The sequence below is a fragment of the Methylomonas sp. Kb3 genome, assembly GCF_002834115.1.
Classification (GTDB): domain Bacteria; phylum Pseudomonadota; class Gammaproteobacteria; order Methylococcales; family Methylomonadaceae; genus Methylomonas; species Methylomonas defluvii.
Window position 1 is genome coordinate 130,415 of sequence record NZ_PIZT01000006.1, and the last position, 22,046, is coordinate 152,460.

At 50.6% G+C, this 22,046-nt stretch carries 20 protein-coding genes; 14 read left to right on the forward strand and 6 right to left on the reverse strand.

Annotated features, from left to right (window positions below; translation table 11 throughout):
• Window positions 1-59 precede the first annotated feature (59 nt).
• Window positions 60-1,244: a 2-oxoglutarate dehydrogenase complex dihydrolipoyllysine-residue succinyltransferase gene (gene odhB, locus CWO84_RS04855; RefSeq protein ID WP_033156617.1), complete on the reverse strand. Its 1,185-nt coding sequence runs from the start codon at window positions 1,242-1,244 to the stop codon at window positions 60-62.
• On the reverse strand, window positions 1,234-4,077 hold the full coding sequence (locus CWO84_RS04860) for a 2-oxoglutarate dehydrogenase E1 component (protein ID WP_101051928.1): 2,844 nt from the start codon (window positions 4,075-4,077) through the stop codon (window positions 1,234-1,236). The genes odhB and CWO84_RS04860 overlap by 11 nt, the downstream gene beginning before the upstream one ends.
• 139 nt (window positions 4,078-4,216) lie before the next feature.
• On the opposite strand from CWO84_RS04860, the gene CWO84_RS04865 reads away from it, so the two are divergent.
• Window positions 4,217-4,912 carry a DUF2914 domain-containing protein gene (locus CWO84_RS04865; RefSeq protein WP_033156615.1) on the forward strand — a complete coding sequence of 232 codons (696 nt, stop codon included), beginning with the start codon at window positions 4,217-4,219 and terminating at the stop codon, window positions 4,910-4,912.
• A 62-nt stretch (window positions 4,913-4,974) separates the two neighbouring features.
• Window positions 4,975-5,292, forward strand: a complete 318-nt coding sequence (locus tag CWO84_RS04870) for an H-NS histone family protein (RefSeq protein ID WP_033156614.1) — start codon at window positions 4,975-4,977, stop codon at window positions 5,290-5,292.
• Between the two features lie 9 nt (window positions 5,293-5,301).
• On the opposite strand, the gene CWO84_RS04875 is transcribed toward CWO84_RS04870, so the two are convergent.
• The 4 genes from CWO84_RS04875 to nadB form a co-directional block, all read right to left on the reverse strand.
• On the reverse strand, window positions 5,302-6,078 hold the full coding sequence (locus CWO84_RS04875; protein ID WP_033156613.1) for an alpha/beta hydrolase: 777 nt from the start codon (window positions 6,076-6,078) through the stop codon (window positions 5,302-5,304).
• Window positions 6,071-7,087, reverse strand: a complete 1,017-nt coding sequence (locus CWO84_RS04880) for a M14 family zinc carboxypeptidase (protein ID WP_033156612.1) — start codon at window positions 7,085-7,087, stop codon at window positions 6,071-6,073. Before CWO84_RS04880 ends, CWO84_RS04875 begins: the two co-directional genes overlap by 8 nt.
• 14 nt (window positions 7,088-7,101) lie before the next feature.
• A complete protein-coding gene (locus tag CWO84_RS04885) occupies window positions 7,102-8,823 on the reverse strand; it encodes a lysophospholipid acyltransferase family protein (RefSeq protein ID WP_033156611.1) in 1,722 nt (573 codons plus the stop codon).
• A 263-nt stretch (window positions 8,824-9,086) separates the two neighbouring features.
• A complete protein-coding gene (nadB, locus tag CWO84_RS04890; RefSeq protein WP_101051929.1) occupies window positions 9,087-10,742 on the reverse strand; it encodes an L-aspartate oxidase in 1,656 nt (551 codons plus the stop codon).
• Window positions 10,743-10,869: 127 nt separating this feature from the next.
• Between nadB and rpoE the strand changes: the two genes are divergently transcribed.
• The 12 genes from rpoE to CWO84_RS04950 all read left to right on the forward strand — a co-directional run bounded on the left by rpoE (window position 10,870) and on the right by CWO84_RS04950 (window position 21,858).
• On the forward strand, window positions 10,870-11,460 hold the full coding sequence (rpoE, locus tag CWO84_RS04895; RefSeq protein WP_101051930.1) for an RNA polymerase sigma factor RpoE: 591 nt from the start codon (window positions 10,870-10,872) through the stop codon (window positions 11,458-11,460).
• Between the two features lie 10 nt (window positions 11,461-11,470).
• Window positions 11,471-11,977, forward strand: coding sequence for a sigma-E factor negative regulatory protein (locus tag CWO84_RS04900; RefSeq protein ID WP_101051931.1), 507 nt, complete (start codon window positions 11,471-11,473; stop codon window positions 11,975-11,977).
• 4 nt (window positions 11,978-11,981) lie between these two features.
• Window positions 11,982-12,926, forward strand: a complete 945-nt coding sequence (locus CWO84_RS04905) for a MucB/RseB C-terminal domain-containing protein (RefSeq protein WP_101051932.1) — start codon at window positions 11,982-11,984, stop codon at window positions 12,924-12,926.
• A 43-nt stretch (window positions 12,927-12,969) separates the two neighbouring features.
• Window positions 12,970-14,376, forward strand: a complete 1,407-nt coding sequence (locus CWO84_RS04910; protein WP_101051933.1) for a DegQ family serine endoprotease — start codon at window positions 12,970-12,972, stop codon at window positions 14,374-14,376.
• A 13-nt stretch (window positions 14,377-14,389) separates the two neighbouring features.
• A complete protein-coding gene (locus CWO84_RS04915; RefSeq protein WP_205800344.1) occupies window positions 14,390-14,527 on the forward strand; it encodes a hypothetical protein in 138 nt (45 codons plus the stop codon).
• 118 nt (window positions 14,528-14,645) lie between these two features.
• The gene (locus CWO84_RS25145) at window positions 14,646-14,780 is read left to right on the forward strand and encodes a hypothetical protein (protein ID WP_276308147.1); all 135 of its coding nucleotides are present in this window, start codon (window positions 14,646-14,648) and stop codon (window positions 14,778-14,780) included.
• A 51-nt stretch (window positions 14,781-14,831) separates the two neighbouring features.
• Complete coding sequence (locus tag CWO84_RS04920) at window positions 14,832-16,088, forward strand: hypothetical protein (RefSeq protein ID WP_101051934.1); 1,257 nt, start codon at window positions 14,832-14,834, stop codon at window positions 16,086-16,088.
• Complete coding sequence (locus CWO84_RS04925) at window positions 16,081-17,145, forward strand: hypothetical protein (protein ID WP_101051935.1); 1,065 nt, start codon at window positions 16,081-16,083, stop codon at window positions 17,143-17,145. The genes CWO84_RS04920 and CWO84_RS04925 overlap by 8 nt, the downstream gene beginning before the upstream one ends.
• The gene (locus CWO84_RS04930; protein ID WP_101051936.1) at window positions 17,132-17,866 is read left to right on the forward strand and encodes a hypothetical protein; all 735 of its coding nucleotides are present in this window, start codon (window positions 17,132-17,134) and stop codon (window positions 17,864-17,866) included. Before CWO84_RS04925 ends, CWO84_RS04930 begins: the two co-directional genes overlap by 14 nt.
• A 184-nt stretch (window positions 17,867-18,050) precedes the next feature.
• Window positions 18,051-18,578, forward strand: coding sequence for a hypothetical protein (locus tag CWO84_RS04935; protein WP_240617966.1), 528 nt, complete (start codon window positions 18,051-18,053; stop codon window positions 18,576-18,578).
• A 359-nt stretch (window positions 18,579-18,937) separates the two neighbouring features.
• Window positions 18,938-20,209, forward strand: coding sequence for an HD domain-containing phosphohydrolase (locus CWO84_RS04945; RefSeq protein WP_101051939.1), 1,272 nt, complete (start codon window positions 18,938-18,940; stop codon window positions 20,207-20,209).
• Entirely contained in the window at window positions 20,206-21,858 is a 1,653-nt protein-coding gene (locus CWO84_RS04950) for an ATP-binding protein (RefSeq protein ID WP_101051940.1), read from the forward strand. The genes CWO84_RS04945 and CWO84_RS04950 overlap by 4 nt, the downstream gene beginning before the upstream one ends.
• The last annotated feature ends 188 nt before the right edge of the window (window positions 21,859-22,046 follow it).

A 22,046-nucleotide genomic window follows, 5' to 3' on the forward strand; every position in this document is an offset into this window, starting at 1 on the left:
GAAATTGATGTTGGCTGGAGGTTGGACTCCCGCTCGCGCGGGAGTGATAGATCAGTATCTTAGATATTTAGTAATAAATGTGCCGGCGCTTCCAGACACTCTTTGATGATACCCAAAAATTGCACCGCTTCCTTGCCGTCTATCAAGCGATGGTCGTAGGACAAGGCTAAGTACATGATAGGCCGAATCACGATTTCTCCGTTTTCCACCACCGGCCGGTCCTTGATGGCGTGCATACCCAAAATTGCACATTGCGGCGGATTCAGAATGGGCGTGGACAACATGGAGCCGAAGATGCCGCCGTTGGTGATGGTAAAGGTGCCGCCGCTGAGGTCTTCGACGCTGATCGAGCCGTTGCGGGCTTTATTGCCGAAATCGTGTATGCCTTTTTCGATGCCGGCGAAATCCAGTTGGTCAGCATCGCGCAAAATCGGCACGATTAGGCCGCGCGGTGTAGTCACGGCGATGCCGATGTCGTAGTAGCCGTGGTAAATGATGTCGCTGCCGTCAATGGAAGCGTTAATGGCCGGGAAGCGTTTTAAGCCTTCAATCGATGCCTTGACGAAGAACGACATGAAGCCCAGCTTGATGCTGTGTTTGGTTTCGAAACGATCTTTGTAGTGATTGCGCAGATCGATGACGGCACTGAGATTGACTTCGTTGAAGGTGGTCAGCATCGCCGCGTTTTGCTGGGCTTGCAGCAAGCGTTCGGCCACTTTGGCACGTAAGCGGGTCATCGGCACCCGCTGCTCCGGTCTCAAGCTGGCGACAGCTGTGGCGGACAACGGCGAGTGGGTTTCCGCTGCCGGCGCGGGAGTAGGAGCAGGTGGCGCGTCTTTCGCTTGCGTGTTTAAGAAATCCAAGACGTCGGTTTTCAGAATCCTGCCATGTTTGCCGGAGCCGGCGATGGCTTGCGGATCAAGATCCTTTTCGGCAACCAGTTTGCGAACGGAAGGGCTAAGCACGGCTTCTTCGGTTTTTTCGGTTACCTGGGCCGGTTTGGCTTGCTGGGCGTCGAGTTTGGCGAGTAGTTGGCCGCCGACCACGGTTTCGCCGTCTTGTACCACCAGTTCCAGCAGAGTTCCGGATTTGGGGGCCGGTACTTCCAGGATGACTTTGTCGGTTTCGAGATCAGCCAGATTGTCGCCTTCGTTTACCCATTCGCCCGCCTGTTTGTGCCATGCGACTAAGGTGGCATCGGATACGGATTCGGGAAGGCTGGGGACCAGTATTTCAAAGCTCATGTGTATTTCCTTCGTTGCTGCCATAGAGCGCGGCGTTTACCACGGCGCGTTGTTCATTGAGATGGGTTTTGTAATTGCCGACCGCCGGAGAAGCCGACGCGACCCGGCCGGCATAACTGATCGGGATATTCTTGTCTAGCAAATCGAAAAAATGGTGCTTGCTTTGGTACCAGGCGCCTTGGTTTTTAGGCTCTTCCTGACACCAGACAATATGTTCGACATTGGGATATTTGTCGATTTCGCGTTTGAATTGTTCGTTCGGAAACGGGTAGAGCTGCTCGATACGAATAATCGCGACATGGCGCAGTTGCTCCTGATCCAGGCGGCGGGCCTCCAACAAATCGAAATAGACTTTGCCGGCGCATAAGACTATGCGCGTGACGTGGTAGGGATCGATATCGTCTTGTTCGCCTATCACGTTCAAAAATTCGCCGTCGGTTAAATCGCTGAGTGTCGATACCGCCAGCTTGTGTCGTAGCAAGCTTTTCGGGCTCATGACGATCAGCGGCTTACGATATTGGCGCAACATTTGCCGGCGCAGCAAATGAAAAATTTGCGCCGGGGTGGTGGGTACGCAGACTTGGATATTGTGGTCGGCACACAACTGTAAATAGCGCTCCAGGCGAGCCGAGGAATGTTCGGGGCCTTGGCCTTCAAAACCGTGCGGCAGCAGCATCACCAAGCCGCTGAGTTTGCCCCATTTGGTTTCACCGGAGGAAATGAATTGGTCGATGACCACTTGCGCGCCGTTGGCGAAATCACCGAATTGCGCTTCCCAGATCACCAATTTATTCGGTTCGGTGGAACTGTAGCCGTATTCGAAACCCAAGACGCCGGCTTCCGAGAGCAGGGAGTTAAAGATTTGGGCGCGGCCCTGGTTTTCGCTCAAATGTTTCAGCGGGATGTAGTTTTCACCGTTGGCCTGATTCAGCAAAATAGCATGGCGATGCGAGAAAGTACCGCGGCCGATGTCCTGGCCGGTCAATCGCATGTCATATTTTTCGAGTAGCAGCGTCGCATAAGCCATATTTTCCGCAAAGCCCCAATCCATGGGGATTTCGCCAGCCGCCATTTTATTGCGGTCATCCATGACTTTGGCGACTCTGGGGTGCAACTCAAAACCCTCCGGCAAGCTTTGCAAGCGTTGATTACAGAATTGGAGATACTCCAAATTTATAGAGGTGTGGGCTGGCGTGTCCCAATGTTTGTTTTGATAAGGCACCCAGCGCGCTGAGTATGAGTAAACATTGTTATCGATAATCGGCCGCGACACCGGTTGACCTTCGTTGAGCAGTTGTTGGTAATCCTGCTCCATTTTCTGCACCATGTCTTCGGTGACGACACCTTCCGCCATTAATTTTTGAGCATAGATTTGCGGCGGCGTTTGGTGATCGCGAATGGATTTGTACATCATCGGCTGGGTAGCCGCCGGTTCGTCGGCTTCGTTGTGGCCGTGGCGGCGATAGCAAATCAAGTCGATCACCACATCTTTATGAAAGGTATTGCGGTAATCCAATGCCAATTGCGTGATGAAAATCACCGCTTCCGGATCGTCGCCGTTGACGTGAAATACCGGCGCCTGAATCATGTTGGCAACGTCGGTGCAATACAGGGTGGAGCGCGCGTCGAACGGGTTGCTGGTGGTAAAGCCGATTTGGTTATTAATGACGATATGTACCGTTCCGCCCGTTGAAAACGCCCGCGTTTCCGACATATTCAAGGTTTCCATCACAATACCCTGGCCGGCAAACGCGGCGTCGCCGTGAATTAATATCGGCAAAATTGCGTCAAAACCATCCGGGCCATGGCGATCTTGGCGGGCTTTTACTGAACCTTCCACCACCGGATTGATGATTTCCAAATGCGAGGGGTTGAAGGCCAGCGTCAAATGAATCGGGCCACCCGGTGTGGCGATATTGGACGAAAAGCCTTGGTGGTATTTGACGTCGCCGGTCAATACGCCGGGCGAGGACGTGTGAGTGCCCTCGAATTCGCCGAACAATACCGCCGGGCTTTTGCCCAATATATTAATGAGTACGTTCAAACGACCACGATGGGCCATGCCGATGACGATTTCCTTGCCTTTGTGTTCGCCGGCGCGCTGGATTAATTCGTCCAGTATCGGAATCAAAGACTCGCCACCTTCCAGCGAAAAGCGTTTTTGGCCGACATATTTGCGGTGCAGGAAGCGCTCCAGGCCTTCGGCCGCAATCAACAACTTTAAAAGCCATTGGCGCTTTTCCGGATGGCTACTGAAATCCGGTTTTGCGCCTTCCAGTTTATCCTTGATCCAACGCTTCTTCTCGTCATCGACGATGTGCATGTATTCGCTGCCGATGCTGCCGCAGTAAATTTCGTTAAGCGTTTGAATAATCGCTTTTAGAGGCAAGCGATCAACGCCGCACAGGCCGCCGGTATCGAACAGGGTGCTCATGTCCGCATCCGTCAGACCATAATATATAGGTTCCAAGTCTGCGGGGATGCTTTGCGATTGGCCAAGCGGGTTGTTAGAGGCTATCTGATGGCCTTTGACCCGGTAATGATTGATCAAACGGGCTACCGCCGATTGCTTCTTGACGCTTTGCTCGGTAAAACCCTGCATTCTGGCCAGTCTGCCTGGTTCTGCAATCGCCAATTTTTCGAAGCGTTCCACAATCACGCTGTGCGGCGTGTCTTCGGTGGCGCCACTGCGAATGTGGTCGAAGCGCTGTCGCCAGCTTGGGCTGATGGATTCCGGATTGCTCAAGTACTGTTCGTACAAGTACTCGATGAAATGGGCGTTGCCTCCGTACAATGAGGAGGACTCTTCAAATTGTTTAAGCAGGCTACTCATGCAAACATCCAGGTTTTCGGCAAGTTCAGCCGATTATGTTAGAACTAAAATGTTATATTACCAAGGACAATGTGTTGTAACGGGCTAGTGCATCAAGTGATTCCAGTTTCATTTGGTTGATTCAATATCGGGAAAAAACATGGCTGATAATAAAGTAGTTATCAAAATTAATTATGATAGGAAACACCCAAGCATAAACGCGGAGCCGCAAACGGTAACGGTTTGGCATATTCGCAGGATACTGGTTGCGGTTCTGGTGTTAGTTTTGATGCTAATAGTATTATTTTCATGGTTTGGTGGCGGCGATGAAGATACCGATACTCAGATCGATACCACGGAAAAAGTTCAAAAATTAAATACACCGGATGTTGAAATGGTTGAACGGCAGGAGCCTGCGCTATTGGAAAAGCCAGTGCCGCCGATAGTACAGCAGGCATCAGCTAACTCAGAAAGTGTTAAAAAAATAGACAGTGTTAAAAAGCCGGCGGCGATTATATTGGACCGCAAGGTTATCAGAGCCTCTTTAAATACCGAACCCAAGGATGATGAGCCCGGCGAACCGATTAAGTCGCCGCTGAGAGTTATTCCTAACCAATCCCGGGAAGTTTTTTATTTTAGTGAGATAAAAAACATGAAGGGTAGATCTTTGTTTCATCGATGGTCGCGTAACGGTCAAATCGTGCATCAAAAACAATTGGATATGAAAGATAAAATAACCAAGGTATGGTCTAGTAAAATCTTGTCTGCCAAAGATAAAGGCGAATGGCAAGTACAGTTGACGGATAAGAAAGGTAAGGTATATTCCGAGGTCAATTTTTCAGTTAACCCTGAATAATAGTTTTATTTATAAACGCCGGGTGATAGAATTGCTTGCGTTTTTTGATTAACGAGGAAAATATGACTGACTTTAATAAACTATCCGAAGCCGAATTACAGGCTGTTATTGATAATGCCGAAAAAGCATTAAAAGAAAGACAATCCAGTAAACGTAAGGAAGTTATTGCGCAAATTAAGGAATTAGCGGCTTCTATCGGTGTAACGGTCGATATTCAAGACGGCGAAAAAAAATCCGAAAGAAAAACCGGCAAAGTTGCGGCTAGATACCGTAGTCCTAACGATGCGTCCTTAACTTGGTCTGGCCGTGGATTGGCGCCGAAATGGATGCAGGAACTACTGGCCTCAGGTCGCAATAAAGCCGAGTTCGAAATTAAATAATCTTCGGATTCAAACCGTAGTCTGGTTTATCCAGTCTTTTAAACGGTTTGCTACCCAGGCTCCATCGTCCAAACATAGATCATGGCCCGCCCACGGGTGCTTGAAGATGTCGATTTGCCATTTATTATGAACGGCGTCGGAACAAGCCGGTGCGACTAAACGGTCGCCCCGGCCGTTCAATATCAGCAAGGGTGTCTCGGGTTTTTTCTGACTAGGCCGATAGCGTGCCGCTGCTTTTAGCTGTCTGATTCCATTAGCAAGGCTGATAGGCCGAACTTGCTGTATGGCGGTCCAGGCCTTGGCCGTTTCCGCGTAGAGATTTGGCCGGTTACTAACCAGCCGAAGGATTGCCAGTTCTCTGTGATACAAATCCCTTTCCAGTAATAACTGAAAAAACTGCGGATAACTCTGCCAACGCATGCGCCGATAAAACGGGCTTAAGCCTGCAAAGCTGGTGTTGACCAGGGCGGCAGCGGCGATGTCGTGCGGATAGCGCTGTAACCACTCCCAGGCTACCATGCCGCCGAGCGATAGTGCGAGTAACGTTACCGGCTTTGCCAGCAAGCCATAGTCTAAAGCCTGGCCGCGGACTTGTGCCGTTATCGCTTCGATGCTGCCCGGGCTAGGTTCTTGGTAATACCGGCCGGTGCCCGGCAAATCGATAGTACTGACGGTTGATCGCGGAAAAGCCTGTTGCAACATATCCGGAAAATTTCCCCAATGTGCAGCCTCTCGGCACAGACCACGCAGTAATAACCAATGTTGTCCGGCTGCTGCTTCAGGCATACCAGAAATCCATCGCTTGTTGCCGATTATGTTCTTGCTGTTGGCTGGTCAATGTCGCCCATTTTTGCGGATAGAGCAGGCTGCGATACAGGAAATCGAATAAGGTCAGATGCCGACGCATGATGCGCTGTTGGCGATGCGGCAACAAGGGGTGAAACAAGCCGTGACGTTGAAACAAATGCGTCGGGCTTTTACGCAGCCACAGCCAAGAGCCCATCTCCAGCGTCAACGGCAGAAACACGCGCTGTCTACCGTGCCGGTCGATAAAGTCGTCATATAGATAATCCCATAAATCGCCGCTGATGACGTATTCCTGGCTCATAGGCTCTATTTTATAAAAATGATGCGGGTAGCAGCGATCAAACAGTTGTTTTAAGCCGTACGCTTCGGCGATGCCTGGAAACGGCGTCTGGCAGGACGCATAGGGAAACCATAATCTATCGTGGATGCCAAACCCAGAATGCAGATCGATAGCAATCGATAACGGGGCATTGAACAGATGTTTATGCACCACCCGGCATAGGGCTTGGGCTTCCTTTTCCATTTTCGATTCATCGCCGCGATACCAGGGCAGTTTGGCGCTGAAACGCTGGCCGCTGTATAGACGGGTATTGCCGCTACTTTCGATAGGCGAATTGCGCATCAAATCCACGCCATGGCCGTTGCAACGGGTTCCCCGATAGACGCCTACCGGGTTGACGATGGGCACAAATACCAATCGCGAATGCTGCAAACGAGCGTTAAATTCCTGATCCCAATCCAATAATTGCAGTATGGTTTGCAAGTAGGCCAATATGACTTCCGAGCCGATTTTCTCCAGGCCATGCACGCCGCCGAAAAAAGCCAATACCGGGACGTCCGGGCTGTTTGAACCCAGGCTGAGGCAATGGATGGGAAATTGCGTGTCTTTGTAGCTTATTTGCTCGACGATCTCGCAATGGGCGCGGTCGCCGAATTGCCGGATCAGTGCTTCGAGCTGATCCAACTCCGGGAATGAACGATTTTCCATGAATTCGCGCCAATCTACCCCGCCAGTGATTTTTCGATGTAGCGCTGTCTTTTTTTGGGTGCGATTTTATCGACCTCCACCATGATCAGGCCGTCGATACAATTGTTAAAGTCCGGGTCGATATTGAAGGCGACGAAATGGCAGCCTTTATCGACACATAATTCCACGTATTGTTTATAAAGCGTAGGGACTTTGACGCCCAGTTTTTTTAGTTCGCTATTCAATATTTTGAAACTGGTGGAGTAGTCGGCACTGAATTCGGTGGCGGCAAATGCCTTGCCTTGTTGCGAAATTACGAACGGTGTTCTGGCTTTGGTGTGCTGTAAATCGGAGGCGAATTGTTGTTGATAAAAACCGATAATCAGTTCTTTGGCGGCCTGTGGATAGGCGTTGCTGATACTAACCGGGCCGAATAGGTATTTGATGTCCGGCCGTTCGCGCAAATACGCGCCGATGCCATACCAAAGATAATCCAGGCTGTGTTGCCCCCAATAACGCGGTTGCACAAAGCTGCGGCCCAATTCAATGCTGTAGGGCAGATAAGTTTCAAATTCGCTACGCAAATCGAACAGGGTTTGCGTATAAAAGCCGTCCACGCCGTGGCTGGCCATAATAGCCGAGCCTTCGCCGACTCGATATGCGCCGACGATTTCCAGATCGTTGTCGTCCCACAGCACGATATGGCTGTAGTAAATATCGAATTTGTCCAGATCCAAAGCCAGGCCGGTGCCTTCCTCGACCGTTCTGAAGGTCAGCTCGCGCAAGCGGGCGATCTCCCGCATCACCGGGCAATCGTCTTGAAACTGGTATAAAAAGATCTTTTTGCCGTCGCGAGTTTCGCCAAGCAGACGCGATTGGTACAAGGCCTTCTTCACCGCTTTGGTGTCAGAAGGATGCACTACGGTGGCGACGGTTTCGAATAGTGCCGGTTTGTTTTTCCTGCCCAGGTTTTGCACGTGCTTGCGAAAGCGTTGACTAAGCTGTTTGTTGCTTTCCTCGCTATCGGCAATAACTTGGTAAGGTACGGGTGCGCCGACCATGAATTTAATTTCCTGGCCCTTTTTGTTGAACATCTCCTTGACTAGTAGCATCGTGCCCAGCGGTTTGTATAGCGTCGAGGCGCTATAAAACAAGGCGGAGTTTTTGGCTTTGATAAAGATCGGCAGGATTGGACATTGCGCCCTGCGGGCCAGCTTGATAAAACCGGATTGCCAGGCACCGTCGCGGATGCCTTTAGGGGTGATGCGCGAGACTTCGCCGGCCGGAAAGAAAATGATCGCTTCTTCATGCTCCAGCGCATCCAGCATCACTTTATAGACGTCTTTCAGTTTTTTCTTCTCGGATAACACATCAACCGGGAGGAAGATTGATTGCAAAGGCTCCATGTGCGACAAGACCCGGTTGGCGACGATGCGCACGTCGGGTCTTACTGATCGAATCAATTTCACCAGGGCTAAGCCATCCAATGTGCCGATCGGGTGATTGGCGACGATCAGCAAGCGACCTTCGGAGGGGATATTGTTGTAACAATCGTTGCTGACTTGATAATTAAACTTGAAATAATTCAGTAGTTTGTCGAGAAACGCGAAGCCGCGTAGATGTTGGTTTTTACGGATAACGTCGTTGAAATCGTCTTCGTGGATCAGTTTTTTTAAAGCTTGTACGACCAGCTTATTGTCTTTGCCAAATTTAAAGTCGGGATAGGTTTCTTGCAGAATGCGTTCAGCATCGATCATCGCTCAGTGTCCTGGAAAAAGGAGTATGGCGGGGGATTCTAGTGAGCGAATATGTCAGAAATATGTCAGTCGTGGGCTTATATAAAAGCTGATCAATCAATGGTTGGCTGGCGCGTAACAAATTGCGCCATCTCGGGAGAGGGTAATGTCGCTGGCGTGTATTCGAAGCTGGAATTATAGTTCGGGCTATCTGATGTATGCGGGTCGGAACAGCGCGTCCGGCCCGCGTTTCATTCTTGTTTTTTACAACCTGATAACGACAATTAGTGAGCTTTCCGGCCGGATTTTTCCGGTGTCAACACGGTGTTTTGCGGTGGCTGGCTGTTGTCCAGATCCGGATAATCCTTGGTGTAATGCAGGCCCCGGCTTTCCTTGCGCTGTTGCGCGCAGCGGATGATCAGCTCGGCGACGATAACCAGATTGCGCAGTTCCAACAAATCGCTGGTGATGCGGAATTGGCCGTAGTATTCGGCGATTTCGTCTTTCAGCAACACCAGGCGGTTCATGGCGCGTTCCAGGCGTTTATTGGTGCGAACGATGCCGACGTAATCCCACATGAAACGGCGTAATTCGTCCCAATTGTGCGCGATTACCACTTCCTCGTCCGAGTCCCCGACTTTGGATTCGTCCCAATCCGGCAGCGGCAGAGGTTCCGGCAATTGTGCGAAATTGCGGCGAATGTCCTGATTGGCCTGCTCGGCGAACACCAAACATTCCAACAGAGAATTGCTGGCCATGCGGTTGGCGCCGTGCAGCCCGGTGCAGGCGACTTCGCCGATGGCGTAAAGGCCGGGGATGTCGGTGCGGGCGTTGGCGTCGGTTAATACGCCGCCGCAGGTATAATGCGCCGCCGGCACCACGGGGATCGGTTGCTGACTGATGTCGATATCCAGTTCCAGACATTGCATATAAATAGTGGGGAAGTGCTTTTGGATGAACTCTCGCGATTTGTGGCTGATGTCCAGGTAGACGCATTCGATACCGTGTTTCTTAATTTCGCTATCGATGGCGCGGGCGACAATGTCGCGCGGCGCCAGTTCCATGCGCTCGTCGTAACGGCGCATGAAACGCTCGCCGTCGGGCAGGATCAAATGTGCGCCTTCGCCGCGCACCGCTTCGCTAATTAAAAAAGAACGCGCGGTGGGGTGATACAGACAAGTAGGATGAAATTGCATGAATTCCATATTGCTTATCCGGCAGCCGGCCCGCCAGGCCAATGCAATCCCGTCGCCGCTGGAAATGTGCGGATTGGTCGAATACAGATAAACCTTGTTGGCGCCGCCCGTCGCCAATACCACGACTTTGGCGGCAATCGATTTGATGCTGCCGGATTTGCTGTCCAATACATAGGCGCCGCATATGCGTTGTTCGCTTGCCCCGAGCTTGGTGGCGGTGATCAGTTCGACGACATTGTGGTATTCCAGGAGGGTGATATTCGGGTGCGCCTGCGCGCGCTCGATCAACGACAGCGAGACGGCTTTGCCGGTGGCGTCGTCGGTATGCACAATTCGCCGGTGCGAATGGCCGCCTTCGCGGTTCAAATGCAATTGTTTGGCACCGTCGGCGTTACGCTCTTCGGTAAAGTTCACGCCTTGTTGACGCAGCCATTCGATGCTTTGCCGGCCCTGTGCGACGGTGAGTCTGACTATCTCTGGATCGCATAAGCCGGCGCCGGCGATCAAGGTGTCTTCGATATGCGATTCTATCGAATCGTATTCTTCGTCAAATACCGCAGAGATACCGCCTTGGGCGTAATAAGTGCTGCATTCGGTCAATGCAAATTTGGCGAGCACTGCCACCTTATAGGTGTCGGCAAGATGCAACGCAAGACTCAGCCCGGCACCGCCACTGCCGGCGATAAGGATGTCGTAATGGGAATCAGCGGTATTGTTGGGTTGGTTTGCTGTCAGTGTGGTCAACTTTGCGGCCGGATGAATAGTTTTAGCGTTTTCGAATAATATCTGGTTTTAATCCTGCGGTAATTTTTTTTGTGTTGCCAGAACTAATGAGGTTTAATTCTGTCCACTTCAATATCAAAATAGCGCAGTGAACGAACAAGAAACGAATACCGAAGATCTGGATCAAGAGCTGGTGCGCCGTGTGCAGCAAGGCGATAAAGCCGCCTTCGATCTTTTGGTGATCAAATACCAGCACAAGATCGTCCACTTGGTGAATCGGTACGTCAAGGATCCGAGCGAAGCTCAGGATGTGGCGCAGGATAGCTTTATCAAAGCTTACCGGGCTTTGGGAGATTTTCGTGGTGACAGCGCCTTTTACACTTGGTTGTATCGCATAGCGATTAATACCGCCAAAAACTATTTGTTGTCGCGTTCGCGCCGTCATTTTGATTACGAGATCGATGTTCAAGATGCCGAACAAGTAGAAAACGCGCCACAACTAAAAGATATAGAAACGCCTGAAAATTTGTTGATGAACGAACAAATCGTGGCGGTCATTAAATCGGCTATCGAGAGGTTACCAGAAGAGATGCGGATTGCAATTACGCTCAGGGAGTTTGAAGGGATGAGTTACGAAGAAATCGCGGAAGCAATGGATTGCCCCATCGGGACAGTACGCTCGCGGATTTTTAGGGCTCGCGAAGCCATAGACCAAAAATTAAACCCATTGCTCGACTAAAGGTGTATCGATGCAAGAACAACTTAACGAAAAACTTTCCCAACTGATAGACGACGAACTGGATAGCCAACAGGCGCTGTCGCTATTGCAGACTTTGCAGAACGACGGCTTGCTGAAAGACAAGTTGCGTCGGTATCAAATTGCCAGTCAAGTTATGAAGACTGGCGAATATTCTCACGTTACCAGCGATTTTGTGGACAAGATTCACGAACAGATTAGGCAAGAACCCACCTACTTCTTACCCCGTAAAAAATCGGCGGTAAATTGGCAAAAGGCGGCTTTCGCGATTGCCGCGTCGGTGGCACTGGCCGTCGTGTGGGTCAGCAGTAAAGTGGATAAACAAATGCATAACCCGCTCGGTTCGGTCGAGATGGTGGCTCAGGGTAAAGACGTATCAGCCGAGGAAATGCATGCTCGATTCAAGGATTATCTGGAAGCCCATGACAACGCGATGTATGTCAATAGCGTGCAAGCGGGACAACCCTACGCACGGGTGGTGGGCTATCGGCAGGAATAAGCGCGTGAGAGTTTTAAAAGCCTTTTTGCTGTGCGTTGTTTGTCAAAGCGCTTTCGCCGATAAGGATCAAGTGACGGCCCGACAATGGCTGGATAATATGAACCGGGCGATGAAAACCCTCAACTACCGGGGTACCGTGATCTTCATGAAAAACGGTCAGCTCGATACGATGAAATATCAGCATAGTGTTGAAAACGGCGTCGAACAGGAGCGCTTGGCGTCTTTGAATTCGCCGATGCGGGAAGTGACACGTAAATCCAACGAAGTGACTTGTACATTTAAGGAAACCAGTCAAAAAGTGGTGAATCATCATCCGTTGGATAGTTCGTTTATCGTCAATTTGCCGCAGAACACCGCTAACCTGGAAAAAAATTATCAATTAGTTTTGTCGGGTCAGGAATCCATCGCGATGTTGCCTACGCAAATCGTCAGTGTCGAGCCTACCGATGCGCTGCGCTACCCGAGAAAAATCTGGGTGGATACCCAGCATTTTTTGCCGCTGAAAGTCGAAGTGTACAATTTGGACGGTAGTATCCTGGAGCAAGTAGTTTTCACCGATTTAATGACCGACTCATTAGCCGAGCCCCACGCCGGCAATGTCGACGACAACAGCTTTCATGTCAAACATATCCACTCCGCTCAAGCCGAACCGTTTGAAAATGCCACATTCGTATTGAAGAATTGGCCGTCTGGGTTTGAGCCGGTATTTTTTATTCGCAATTCCATCCAGCAATCTCAGAAAGCCGTAGATCATCTATTGATTAGCGACGGTTTTTCTACCGTGTCGGTGTATCTGGAAGCCAAAGAATCGCAAGGTATGAATGGTTTGCATAGCCTGGGTTCTGTCAATTCGTTCAGTAAGGTGATTGGCGATACCCAATTCACTGTACTGGGTGAAGTACCCGCCAAAACAGTCGAGCTAATTGCTGACGGCATAGCGCTACGTTAGCGTGTCATTTTTGTAACAAATCAAATGTATGAGTGGAGATTACATGCTTAATAAGCTGTTTTATGGAGTTTTGATATTTTTATTGGCGATTGATGCAAGCTATGCGCAATTGCCCGATTTTACCGAAATGGTTAAAACCAATGGGGATGCGGTGGTCAATATCAGCACGACCCAAAAGGCTGCAGATCCGCAAGCGGGCGTCGATCAACAGCAAATGCCTGAGGATATGCCGCCGGAAATGGAAGAGTTTTTTCGGCGGTTTTTCCAGGGCCCTGGGCGTGGAGGTAATTCACCACGAGAAACCAACTCCTTGGGCTCAGGGTTTGTGATTTCCAAAGACGGATACGTCTTGACTAACCACCATGTGGTCAACAATGCGTCCGAGATTGTCGTTAAATTGAAAGATCGCCGGGAGTTGATTGCCAAGCTGATCGGCTCCGACGAAAGCACCGACGTGGCCCTATTAAAAGTAGAAGCTAAGGACCTGCCGGTAGTGGAAGTCGGTTCGCCGGAGCAATTGCAAGTGGGCGAGTGGGTGCTGGCTATCGGTACGCCGTTCGGTTTCGATCAATCGGTCACCGCCGGTATCGTCAGTGCTAAAGGGCGCAGTCTGCCGGATGGCAATTATGTGCCGTTCATCCAAACCGACGTCGCCATCAATCCGGGCAATTCAGGCGGCCCCTTATTCAATATGCAAGGCAAGGTGGTCGGAATTAACTCGCAAATCTACAGCCGTTCCGGCGGCTATATGGGCTTATCGTTTGCCATACCTATCGATGTGGCGATGAACGTGGTCGACCAAATTAAAAGTAAAGGTAAAGTCTCGCGGGGCTGGTTGGGTGTACAAATCCAGGATGTAACCCGGCAGTTGGCGGAGTCGTTTGGTATGGACCGGCCGCACGGTGCCTTGGTTTCTAAAGTGATACCCGGCGGACCCGCCGAAAAAGCCGGGATTCAAATTGGCGACATTATTGTTGAGTTTAACGGCCAAGTCATCGAAACGTCCGGTGAATTGCCGCCTAGAGTGGGTATGACGCCTATCGACGAAAAAGCCAAGGTTAAAATTATTCGCCAGGGTGATAAGCAGGATCTTAGCGTGAAAATTGGCTTGTTGCCTGCGCAACCGTCCTCTTTGGCAAACGCGCCCGCCGCTGCGCCTGAAGTCGCTGTGAATCGGCTGGGATTGGCTGTTGCCGATTTAACCACCGAGCAACGCCAGCAATCGCAGGTTGAGAAAAACGGCGTAATAGTACAAAAAGTTAACAAAGGCATAGCAATGGACGCCGGCATTCAGCCAGGGGATATTATTTTGCGCATTCAAAATAATGTGGTGCGTGATGCCGCCGAGTTTAACTCTATCGTCGCGAAATTACCGGTTGAAAAATCGATAGCACTTTTGGTACAACGTAATGGCAGCCCGGTGTTTTTAGCGTTTAAAATCGAGAAATAATAGGGGTAACTCAATGCCTGTTGCCAGCGATGTAATGCACTTGATCGGCAATACGCCGGTAGTGAAATTACATGAAGTCGTGTTGGAAAACTCCACGACTGTGCTGGCAAAGTTGGCATCGCAAAACCCCGGCGGCTCGGTTATGGACTGAATCGGTGTGGCTATGATTCAAGTCGCGGAGCAAGCGGGGCGCTTGCTAAATAGGGCGCTTTTGTCAAGGCCCAGCAAATCGTCAGGCAGTCCTGGGCGCTATATCCAGGGTTGCCGACATGATCAAAAACCGTTTTGATTTGGCGGTGGAGCTAGTCGAAACTCCGGTTATCTCGGGCGGCGCGAGCACGGCATTGATGGGCGTGGAGAAAGCCGTGGTGACCATTGTTCATGACACTGGCGAGCGCTTTTAAGTATGAGCTGACGCCGTTTTATCCGGCATTCTGCTGGAGCAAAAAATAATAATGACAAATCCCAGCATCAAAATCCGTTCTACCGGACTCGGTTACTTTATTAACCGCATTCAAACCCTGTTTGTCAGCATGTTGCGTATTTGGACGATACCCATCGTTCTGATGCTCAGCCTGTCGTCCGGCTTTACCACCTATTACGGTTTATCGCATTTCATCACGCCCTGGATTGCGTTGGTGATTACCGTCGCCATTCAATCCATCATCGTTATCTGTTCTTTGGAAATGGCCGGCATTCATTGGAAGGCCAACAGGATGCGCTACTTTACCGTGGTGGCGTCTTTGGCGGTGGCAATTGCGGCTTCAGTGACTTTTTCCTATTTCAAATTTTACGAAATATCCGAGCAGGAAACGCTGCATATTAATAGGCTGAACGAGTTAAGACAGCAGACCAAAAATTATCTGGACAGTATTCTGCAAGTTAAAAGCCAGATGCTGCACCAACAAAAACAGGATCTGGAAAAAGCTTCGCTGGATGCCAGTCAGGCGTATTTTGGAACGCATAATGAAATCGGCCCCGGCTATAAAAATCAGGTAGGCGAGGGACCGTTCTGGCGCCATTACAACCAAATTTACCAAGAAAAGAAGCAGGCCTTGCAACAGCAGGAACAAGCTTTTCAGACCTTGGACAGTAATATCCGACTGTTGCAAAGCAACCTGAACCAATTGGATGTGACTAACGACAAGGAAGCCACCTATACACAATTCTTAAAAAATTATCAGGATATACAGCTTGGGGTGAACCAACTTGCCAGCAGCATGGGTATGTCTTTACCCGATGCACCCTTGCTGATGACCTATAAACAGTTTGTTGAGGAAGTTAAACCCTCGTTTGCGATGTGGCGCGGGTTTTCCTGGTTTGCATTTGCCTGCGCGGCGATGGTGGATTTTTTCACCGTGTTACTGTCTTATCGCTTGGAATTTACAGCACCGGGACCGTTGACGATCCAGGAAGAAGAACTGGTGTTTGAATGCCTGCGACAATTCACCGAGTTTCGGATCAACGAGAACGATGAACTGGAAATGGTCATCGAAAAATCCGACTTGGAAAAAGCCCGCCGTTACTCGGATTGGTCGCGAATGTTCGTGGTCGGCTTGCTGCTCAGCCGCGGTTTCTTGCGTAAAGTAGACGATAGAACCGTGGAGTTTGCGCCGAATCTTTACCCGCTGATTGCCGAAAAAATGTCCGACAAAATCGCCGCGCTTAAACAAAAAGCCGCTGCTGCAGCCGGTGTTGTCAGCCATGAATAGCGCTGGCACCGAATTAGAAGTCTGGCTGGCCGGCGGCGATTTATTTGAAGAGTCGCTGGCCGATGCGGCGGAGCAATGGATCGCTGGTTTCGACGCCGACCGGCAAGTGGTGCAGCTAAAACTCGGGCCGTATAAAAAACTCTTTTTACGGCCAAAAAAGTTCGTCAAACGCTTTTATCACCATATTCACCCGCTGACGATAGAAAGCTGGCAATACCGGCGGCAGCTGAGTATGTTCGACGATTTTTGCACTGTGGACTTGGCGCTGGATTTGCGCTTTCAGGCCACCCTGGCTTATGTGCTGAAAAACAGCGAAATGCTGCCTACGATTAACCAACACATCAAGCAGTTGTATGCCGATATTATTGATGATGTGGTCAATCTTGAGTTGCAAACGCTGGCTGATGGCAACTGGATTCAAGCCGGTCTAATTGAAACCGAGAAACGCATTGCGCTGGCCATTAACCAAGTGTTAATGCAACAGCATATTCAATCGCAAGCCCTGTGTAGCCTTACTGCCAGCTTTAACGAATTTCCGAACGTGCAGTTGGGCCGGGACAGCGTTTATCTGAACGTGTTGAAAAAGACTTTTGAGTTGAATGAAGAACGCACCCGCGAACTCTCCCGGCAGCAGCGGTTGCAGGAGGAAGAGGAAATACACGAAAAACGCCTGCAACTGGAACATTTGCGCCGTATATCCGAGCTGGAATTACTGATGCAGGCTCAGGAAGCCGAAAAGCAGCGGCGCTTGTTGGAAGACAAACAAGATCAGCTTACTCAGCAGTTGGAACTTGAGAAGCGTTTGTATGCCGAACAGCTACGCCACGAAAACGAGTTAAAGGCGATGCGTCTGGAAGCGGAGTTGCTGGCCCAGGAAACCCAGCAGGCCAGGCAAAGGCTTGCGGAAAGTCAGCAGCTCTCGGAACAATTGACCCACCAGGCGGAATTGCACGATAAAAAGGTACTTGCCGATATTCGCTTGCAGCAACGCACGCAAAGCTTATGGCAAGAGAATGCTTCAACGAACGAAACAGGGAGTGACCATGCACAGCAATAAATTCATAAGTGTAAATTATCGGTTGTTGGTTTTATTAATGACTGCATTATTGGCGGCTTGTAGCAGTACACCGCGTCCTCTGCAATTCCGCACGGAAATCGATTCGTTAGTCGCCGTTAGCGCTCCGCAAAGCAATATGCGATTCGTAGTATTGCCGGGCAATGCCGGCGGCAATGAACAGGATTTGCAGTTTATCGAGTTTAAAAGCTATATCGAAAAAGTCCTGGCCAATCGCGGCTACAGCAAGGCCGCGAGTCTGCAAGACAGCAACTTGGTGATGTTCTTAAGTTACGGCGTCGGTGCGCCGGAAGTCCACCAGTATAGCTACGAAGTACCATTGTGGAACGACATGGGTTATTACTATCCGTACCGCATGTCCCGATTTTACAATGGCTATTATCCCGGTTTTGGTTGGGGTTACGGCGGCTATTCGCAACGCACCGAATCCTACACGACGTTCCGGCGCTATCTGGTGTTGGAAGCCTGCGATAAAGAAGCCTATTTGCAACAGCAGCAACGCAAACAGTTATGGAAAACCAGCGTACAAAGTAACGGTTCCAGTAACGACTTACGTCTGGTGTTCCCGTATATGGCAGCCGCAATGCAGCCCTATCTAGGCACTAACACCGGGCATATGATCACTGTGGATATAGACGAAACCAATACCTTGGTGCGTAGCCTGCTGGGTCCATATCAACCCAGCACACCGCAACCGCGATAAAGAAGGGATTGGGTTGTCCGCCTGCTGCTGAGCTGCATTGTAGGCAACATATTGACAATGCTTGGTGGCGGATACAGACTGAGGGTACCCAGCCAAGCCGTGGGACGAATTTGATCTCCAGTATCCGGTTGGCCGAGCCGAAAGTTTAAGGATGAAAGTAAACAATAATAATCAGGAGAGCAGCATGAAAACAATCGTTTTGGGATTTGTCTTGGCTTTCAACAGCCTGACTGCACACGCTGCAAAATACGGTCTGGAGCCGGGCGATGCGGTACTGACCAATTGCCACGAAATTTATACCCGGGGGGTGGTTAAAGCCAAAGTCGATGACGGCTATACCGTGCACTTTCCCAAGAACGCCGGGCCTATCCAGTGTCCGCCGTTTCGTTGGCATGCAGAGTTCGTGTTGCCGTTTCAATCGGTTTCGGAGTATAGCCTGAAGTTTTTGGGCGGCTTAAAACGCGACATCCTGTTTCAAGTAGGCGAACCGGTGACTTTTCGGGTCGATACCGACAGGCGCGTCGTCAAAACCAAAGCCAGCATTGATATTGACGCACAGATTACCGACATCAGCAGCAACGGCGCGATAGCCGTGAAGTTAATCAGCACTGACCCGGAAGCGGCGGCGACATTTTGGCAATGGATAGGCGGCAATTATGTCGATTTGCGGCATAAATATTTGGAACTGGAACGGGATAAAAGATCTCGCTAAGCTAAACACCTTCAGGTAATTGCCAACGCAAGCACCGGCACTCTTAGCTATCTTCTAATGGATCATCGTCCGGATGCAGAAGGAGGGAAACACATGGCTCAATTGCTAAGAGGGTATGAGGAGAATGACTTGCTATTCAGTTCCCAAGCTTTTGATTGGCATAGGGTCCAACTGGATTTGACTCCTGGTTTGCTTATTTTCCTTATTTCCCCTACGCTTCCGGTCAAACTCACTGAAGCGGCGCCTTCCGTATGAAGATGATCGTAAAACCGGGAGTGGTCTGGGGCGGCGTATGGGTAGAGACGGTATGAATTCGACATTTTTCCATCTGACAAAAGTTGATCGAACTGCCAATCCCTATGCAAGATGACCTCAACATCACCATGGATCAGCTGCGGGTCGGGTTGTATATCCACCTCAATCTCAAGTGGTTTGATCACCCATTCTCGTTCAGCCATTTCAAGATTAAAAACGAGGCGCAGATCAAGACCCTTCAGAGTCTTGGGCTGAAATCGATTCGTTACGATCCGGCCCTCAGCGATGTCCATCCGCTGCCTAAAAAAACACAGCAGGTAGAGCAACCACAGGTTGCCGCCAAGCCGGATATTTCGCCGGCGTTGGCAGCCAAACTGGCGCTGGTCGAGCGGATCCAGCAGCAGCGCGAGGTGGCGGCGCGGATTGAAAATGCCTTTATCGATACCGCTAAAACGATACACGGCATTGAGAAAAGCCTGTTTACCATGCCGGCGGAAACCGTGCGCAAGGCTGGGCAATTGGTGGACCAAATTGTCGACTCGCTGCTTTGCGCACCGGAACTTGCTATACATGTCATGATCGGCAAAGCGGGTGCCGAGGAAATGTATTACCACTCTTTGAACGTCACCATGCTGTCCCTGATGATGGCTCGCGACATCCAGCTTCCGCAAGAACTGGTCGGCAGCCTGGGTATAGGCGCGCTGTTTCACGATATTGGCCATAAGGAAATTCCGACAAAAATTCTGATGAAAAAGGAGCCGCTTAATGAGGCTGAGCGGCATTTGTTTGAAATGCATTGCCAGTACGGCGCGGATATTGGCCAGCGGCTGGGATTGGCGCCGGCCGTGGTGACCATCATCCGCGAACACCACGAATGGTTCGATGGGACTGGCTACCCTAATAAACTAAAGGGTGAGGCTATCGGTTTGCTTTCCCGGATTGTTGTCATTGCCAACCACTATGATGAATTGTGCAATCCGGTGAATATTAACGATGCGCTGACGCCCCACGAGGCGCTGTCGACCATGTTCGCCAAGTTGCGCAACAAATTCGATCAGAAACTGCTCCAGGTCTTCATCCGTTGTCTTGGCGTTTATCCGCCCGGCACCATCGTGCAGTTTTCCAATGGCGTGATCGGCATGGTCGTCACCGTCAATACCGCCAAGCCGATGAAACCGCTGGTGCTGATTTACGACGCGGATATTCCCAGGGATGAGGCGATTCTGGTGGACACGGCGTGCGAAGCGGATGCGAATATCGCAAAGGCGATCAGGCCGGCGCAGGTCCCGCGGGAGATATACAACTATCTCAGTCCGCGCAAACGGGTCAATTACTATTTCGATCCGAATACGCCTGGGCAGGAGCGAGCCGGATGATCAGCCTCGAACATCTGATGCTTGATTACAGCCGGTATATGATGTTGTTGGTTGAACCCGGTGAGTTGCGGATCATCGTTGCCAACAAGATTGTCGAGAAAATGCTGGGCTATTCGGAAGCCGAATTGCTGGCCATGCCGATCACCAACATCGAAAGTTCATTGCAAGACGTGTTTTATTGGGAGGACGTCCGTAACGGCCAATACCAGGATATCGAGACCCAGGACGGACTTTACCAATGCGCCGACGGTTCGATGCTGACGGTGACCAAATCCGTCAAAGTCATTGATCACGAAGGAAGCCCTTTGATTCTGGTGCAGGCCAGGGATGTACAGAACGAGCACAAGGCCGAGGATGCTCTGGCCCAGATATTGTCCCAATTGCGCGCGACGTTGGAATCGACAGGCAATGGCATTCTGGTCATCGATTGGCATGGCAAGATTGCCAACATGAACCGCCAGTTCAGCAGCATGTGGGGCATTTCCGACGAGTTGCTGCTGGAGGGTGAGGAAGCGGATATTCTCGAGTTTATTGCCGGGCTGGTTGCCGAGCCGGAAATATTTCGTATGCGCCTACAGGAACTCGTCGGCAACAGCGAAACCGAAGATATTCTGAGCCTCAATGATGGCCGGATTTTCGAATGCAGATCCCGGCCGCAATATCTAGGCGAGCACATCATCGGCCGCGTCTTCGGCTTTAACGATATTACCGAACGCAAACGGGCCGAGGAAGCATTGCGCGATTCCCGAGACGAGCTCGAAGAACAGGTGCGAAAGCGCACTGAATCCCTGCAAATGGCCAATACGCAATTACTGGCCGAGAAGGCGCGTCAAGAGGAACTGATCAGGCAGCTTGAAGAAACCCAGATGCAACTGCTGCAATCCGAAAAAATGGCTTCGATTGGTCAGCTCGCGGCCGGTGTGGCTCACGAAATCAATAATCCCATTGGCTTCGTCAACTCCAATTTGAGCACCTTGCAAGAGTATGTCGATGGCATGCTGGCACTGCTGGCGGCTTACGAACGGATTGAAGGGTCGTTGGTAAATGAGGCCTTGCAAAATATCACGCATCTGAAGCAGGAAATCAATATCGGCTATTTGCGTGAAGATATTGGCGATCTTCTGGCGGAATCCCTCGACGGCCTGCAGCGAGTGCGGCGCATCGTTAAGGATCTGAAGGATTTCTCTCACGTCGGCGAACTGGAACAGCAATCGGCGAATCTTGAGGCCGGTCTCGACAGTACGCTTAACGTGGTGTGGAACGAGATCAAGTACAAGGCCGACGTCGTCAAGGAATACGGCGGAATCCCCGAGATTAACTGCATCGCGTCCCAGCTCAACCAAGTGTTTATGAACCTTTTGATCAATGCCGTGCAAGCCATCGAGGATCACGGCCGAATTACGATTCGCACCGCGTATGACGAGCAAAATGTTTGGGTTGAGGTGGAGGACACCGGCAAGGGCATCAAGCCCGAACAGCTTGGAAAAATCTTCGATCCGTTTTTTACCACCAAATCAGTTGGCATGGGCACAGGCCTGGGCCTGTCTTTATCCTATGGGATCGTCAAAAAACACAATGGGCGAATAGAGGTGAAGAGCGAACTGGGGAAGGGTACGTGCTTTCGCGTATGTTTGCCGCGGGCTGGCTGACAGGCGCTTCAGCATTTTGCCGTTATGAGGGCGTAAATATTTTTGCCAATTCCCCCCGGTAAATAGCGGTGCCCAGCTACCAGACTGATTTAAGTGATAGATCAGAAGCAAGGCCGCTTTCAGAGCAATAACAGACCTTGGTGCTAAAGGTCGTGGAAGGCAGGTCTTTATCGCTTTTGTCTCAACTA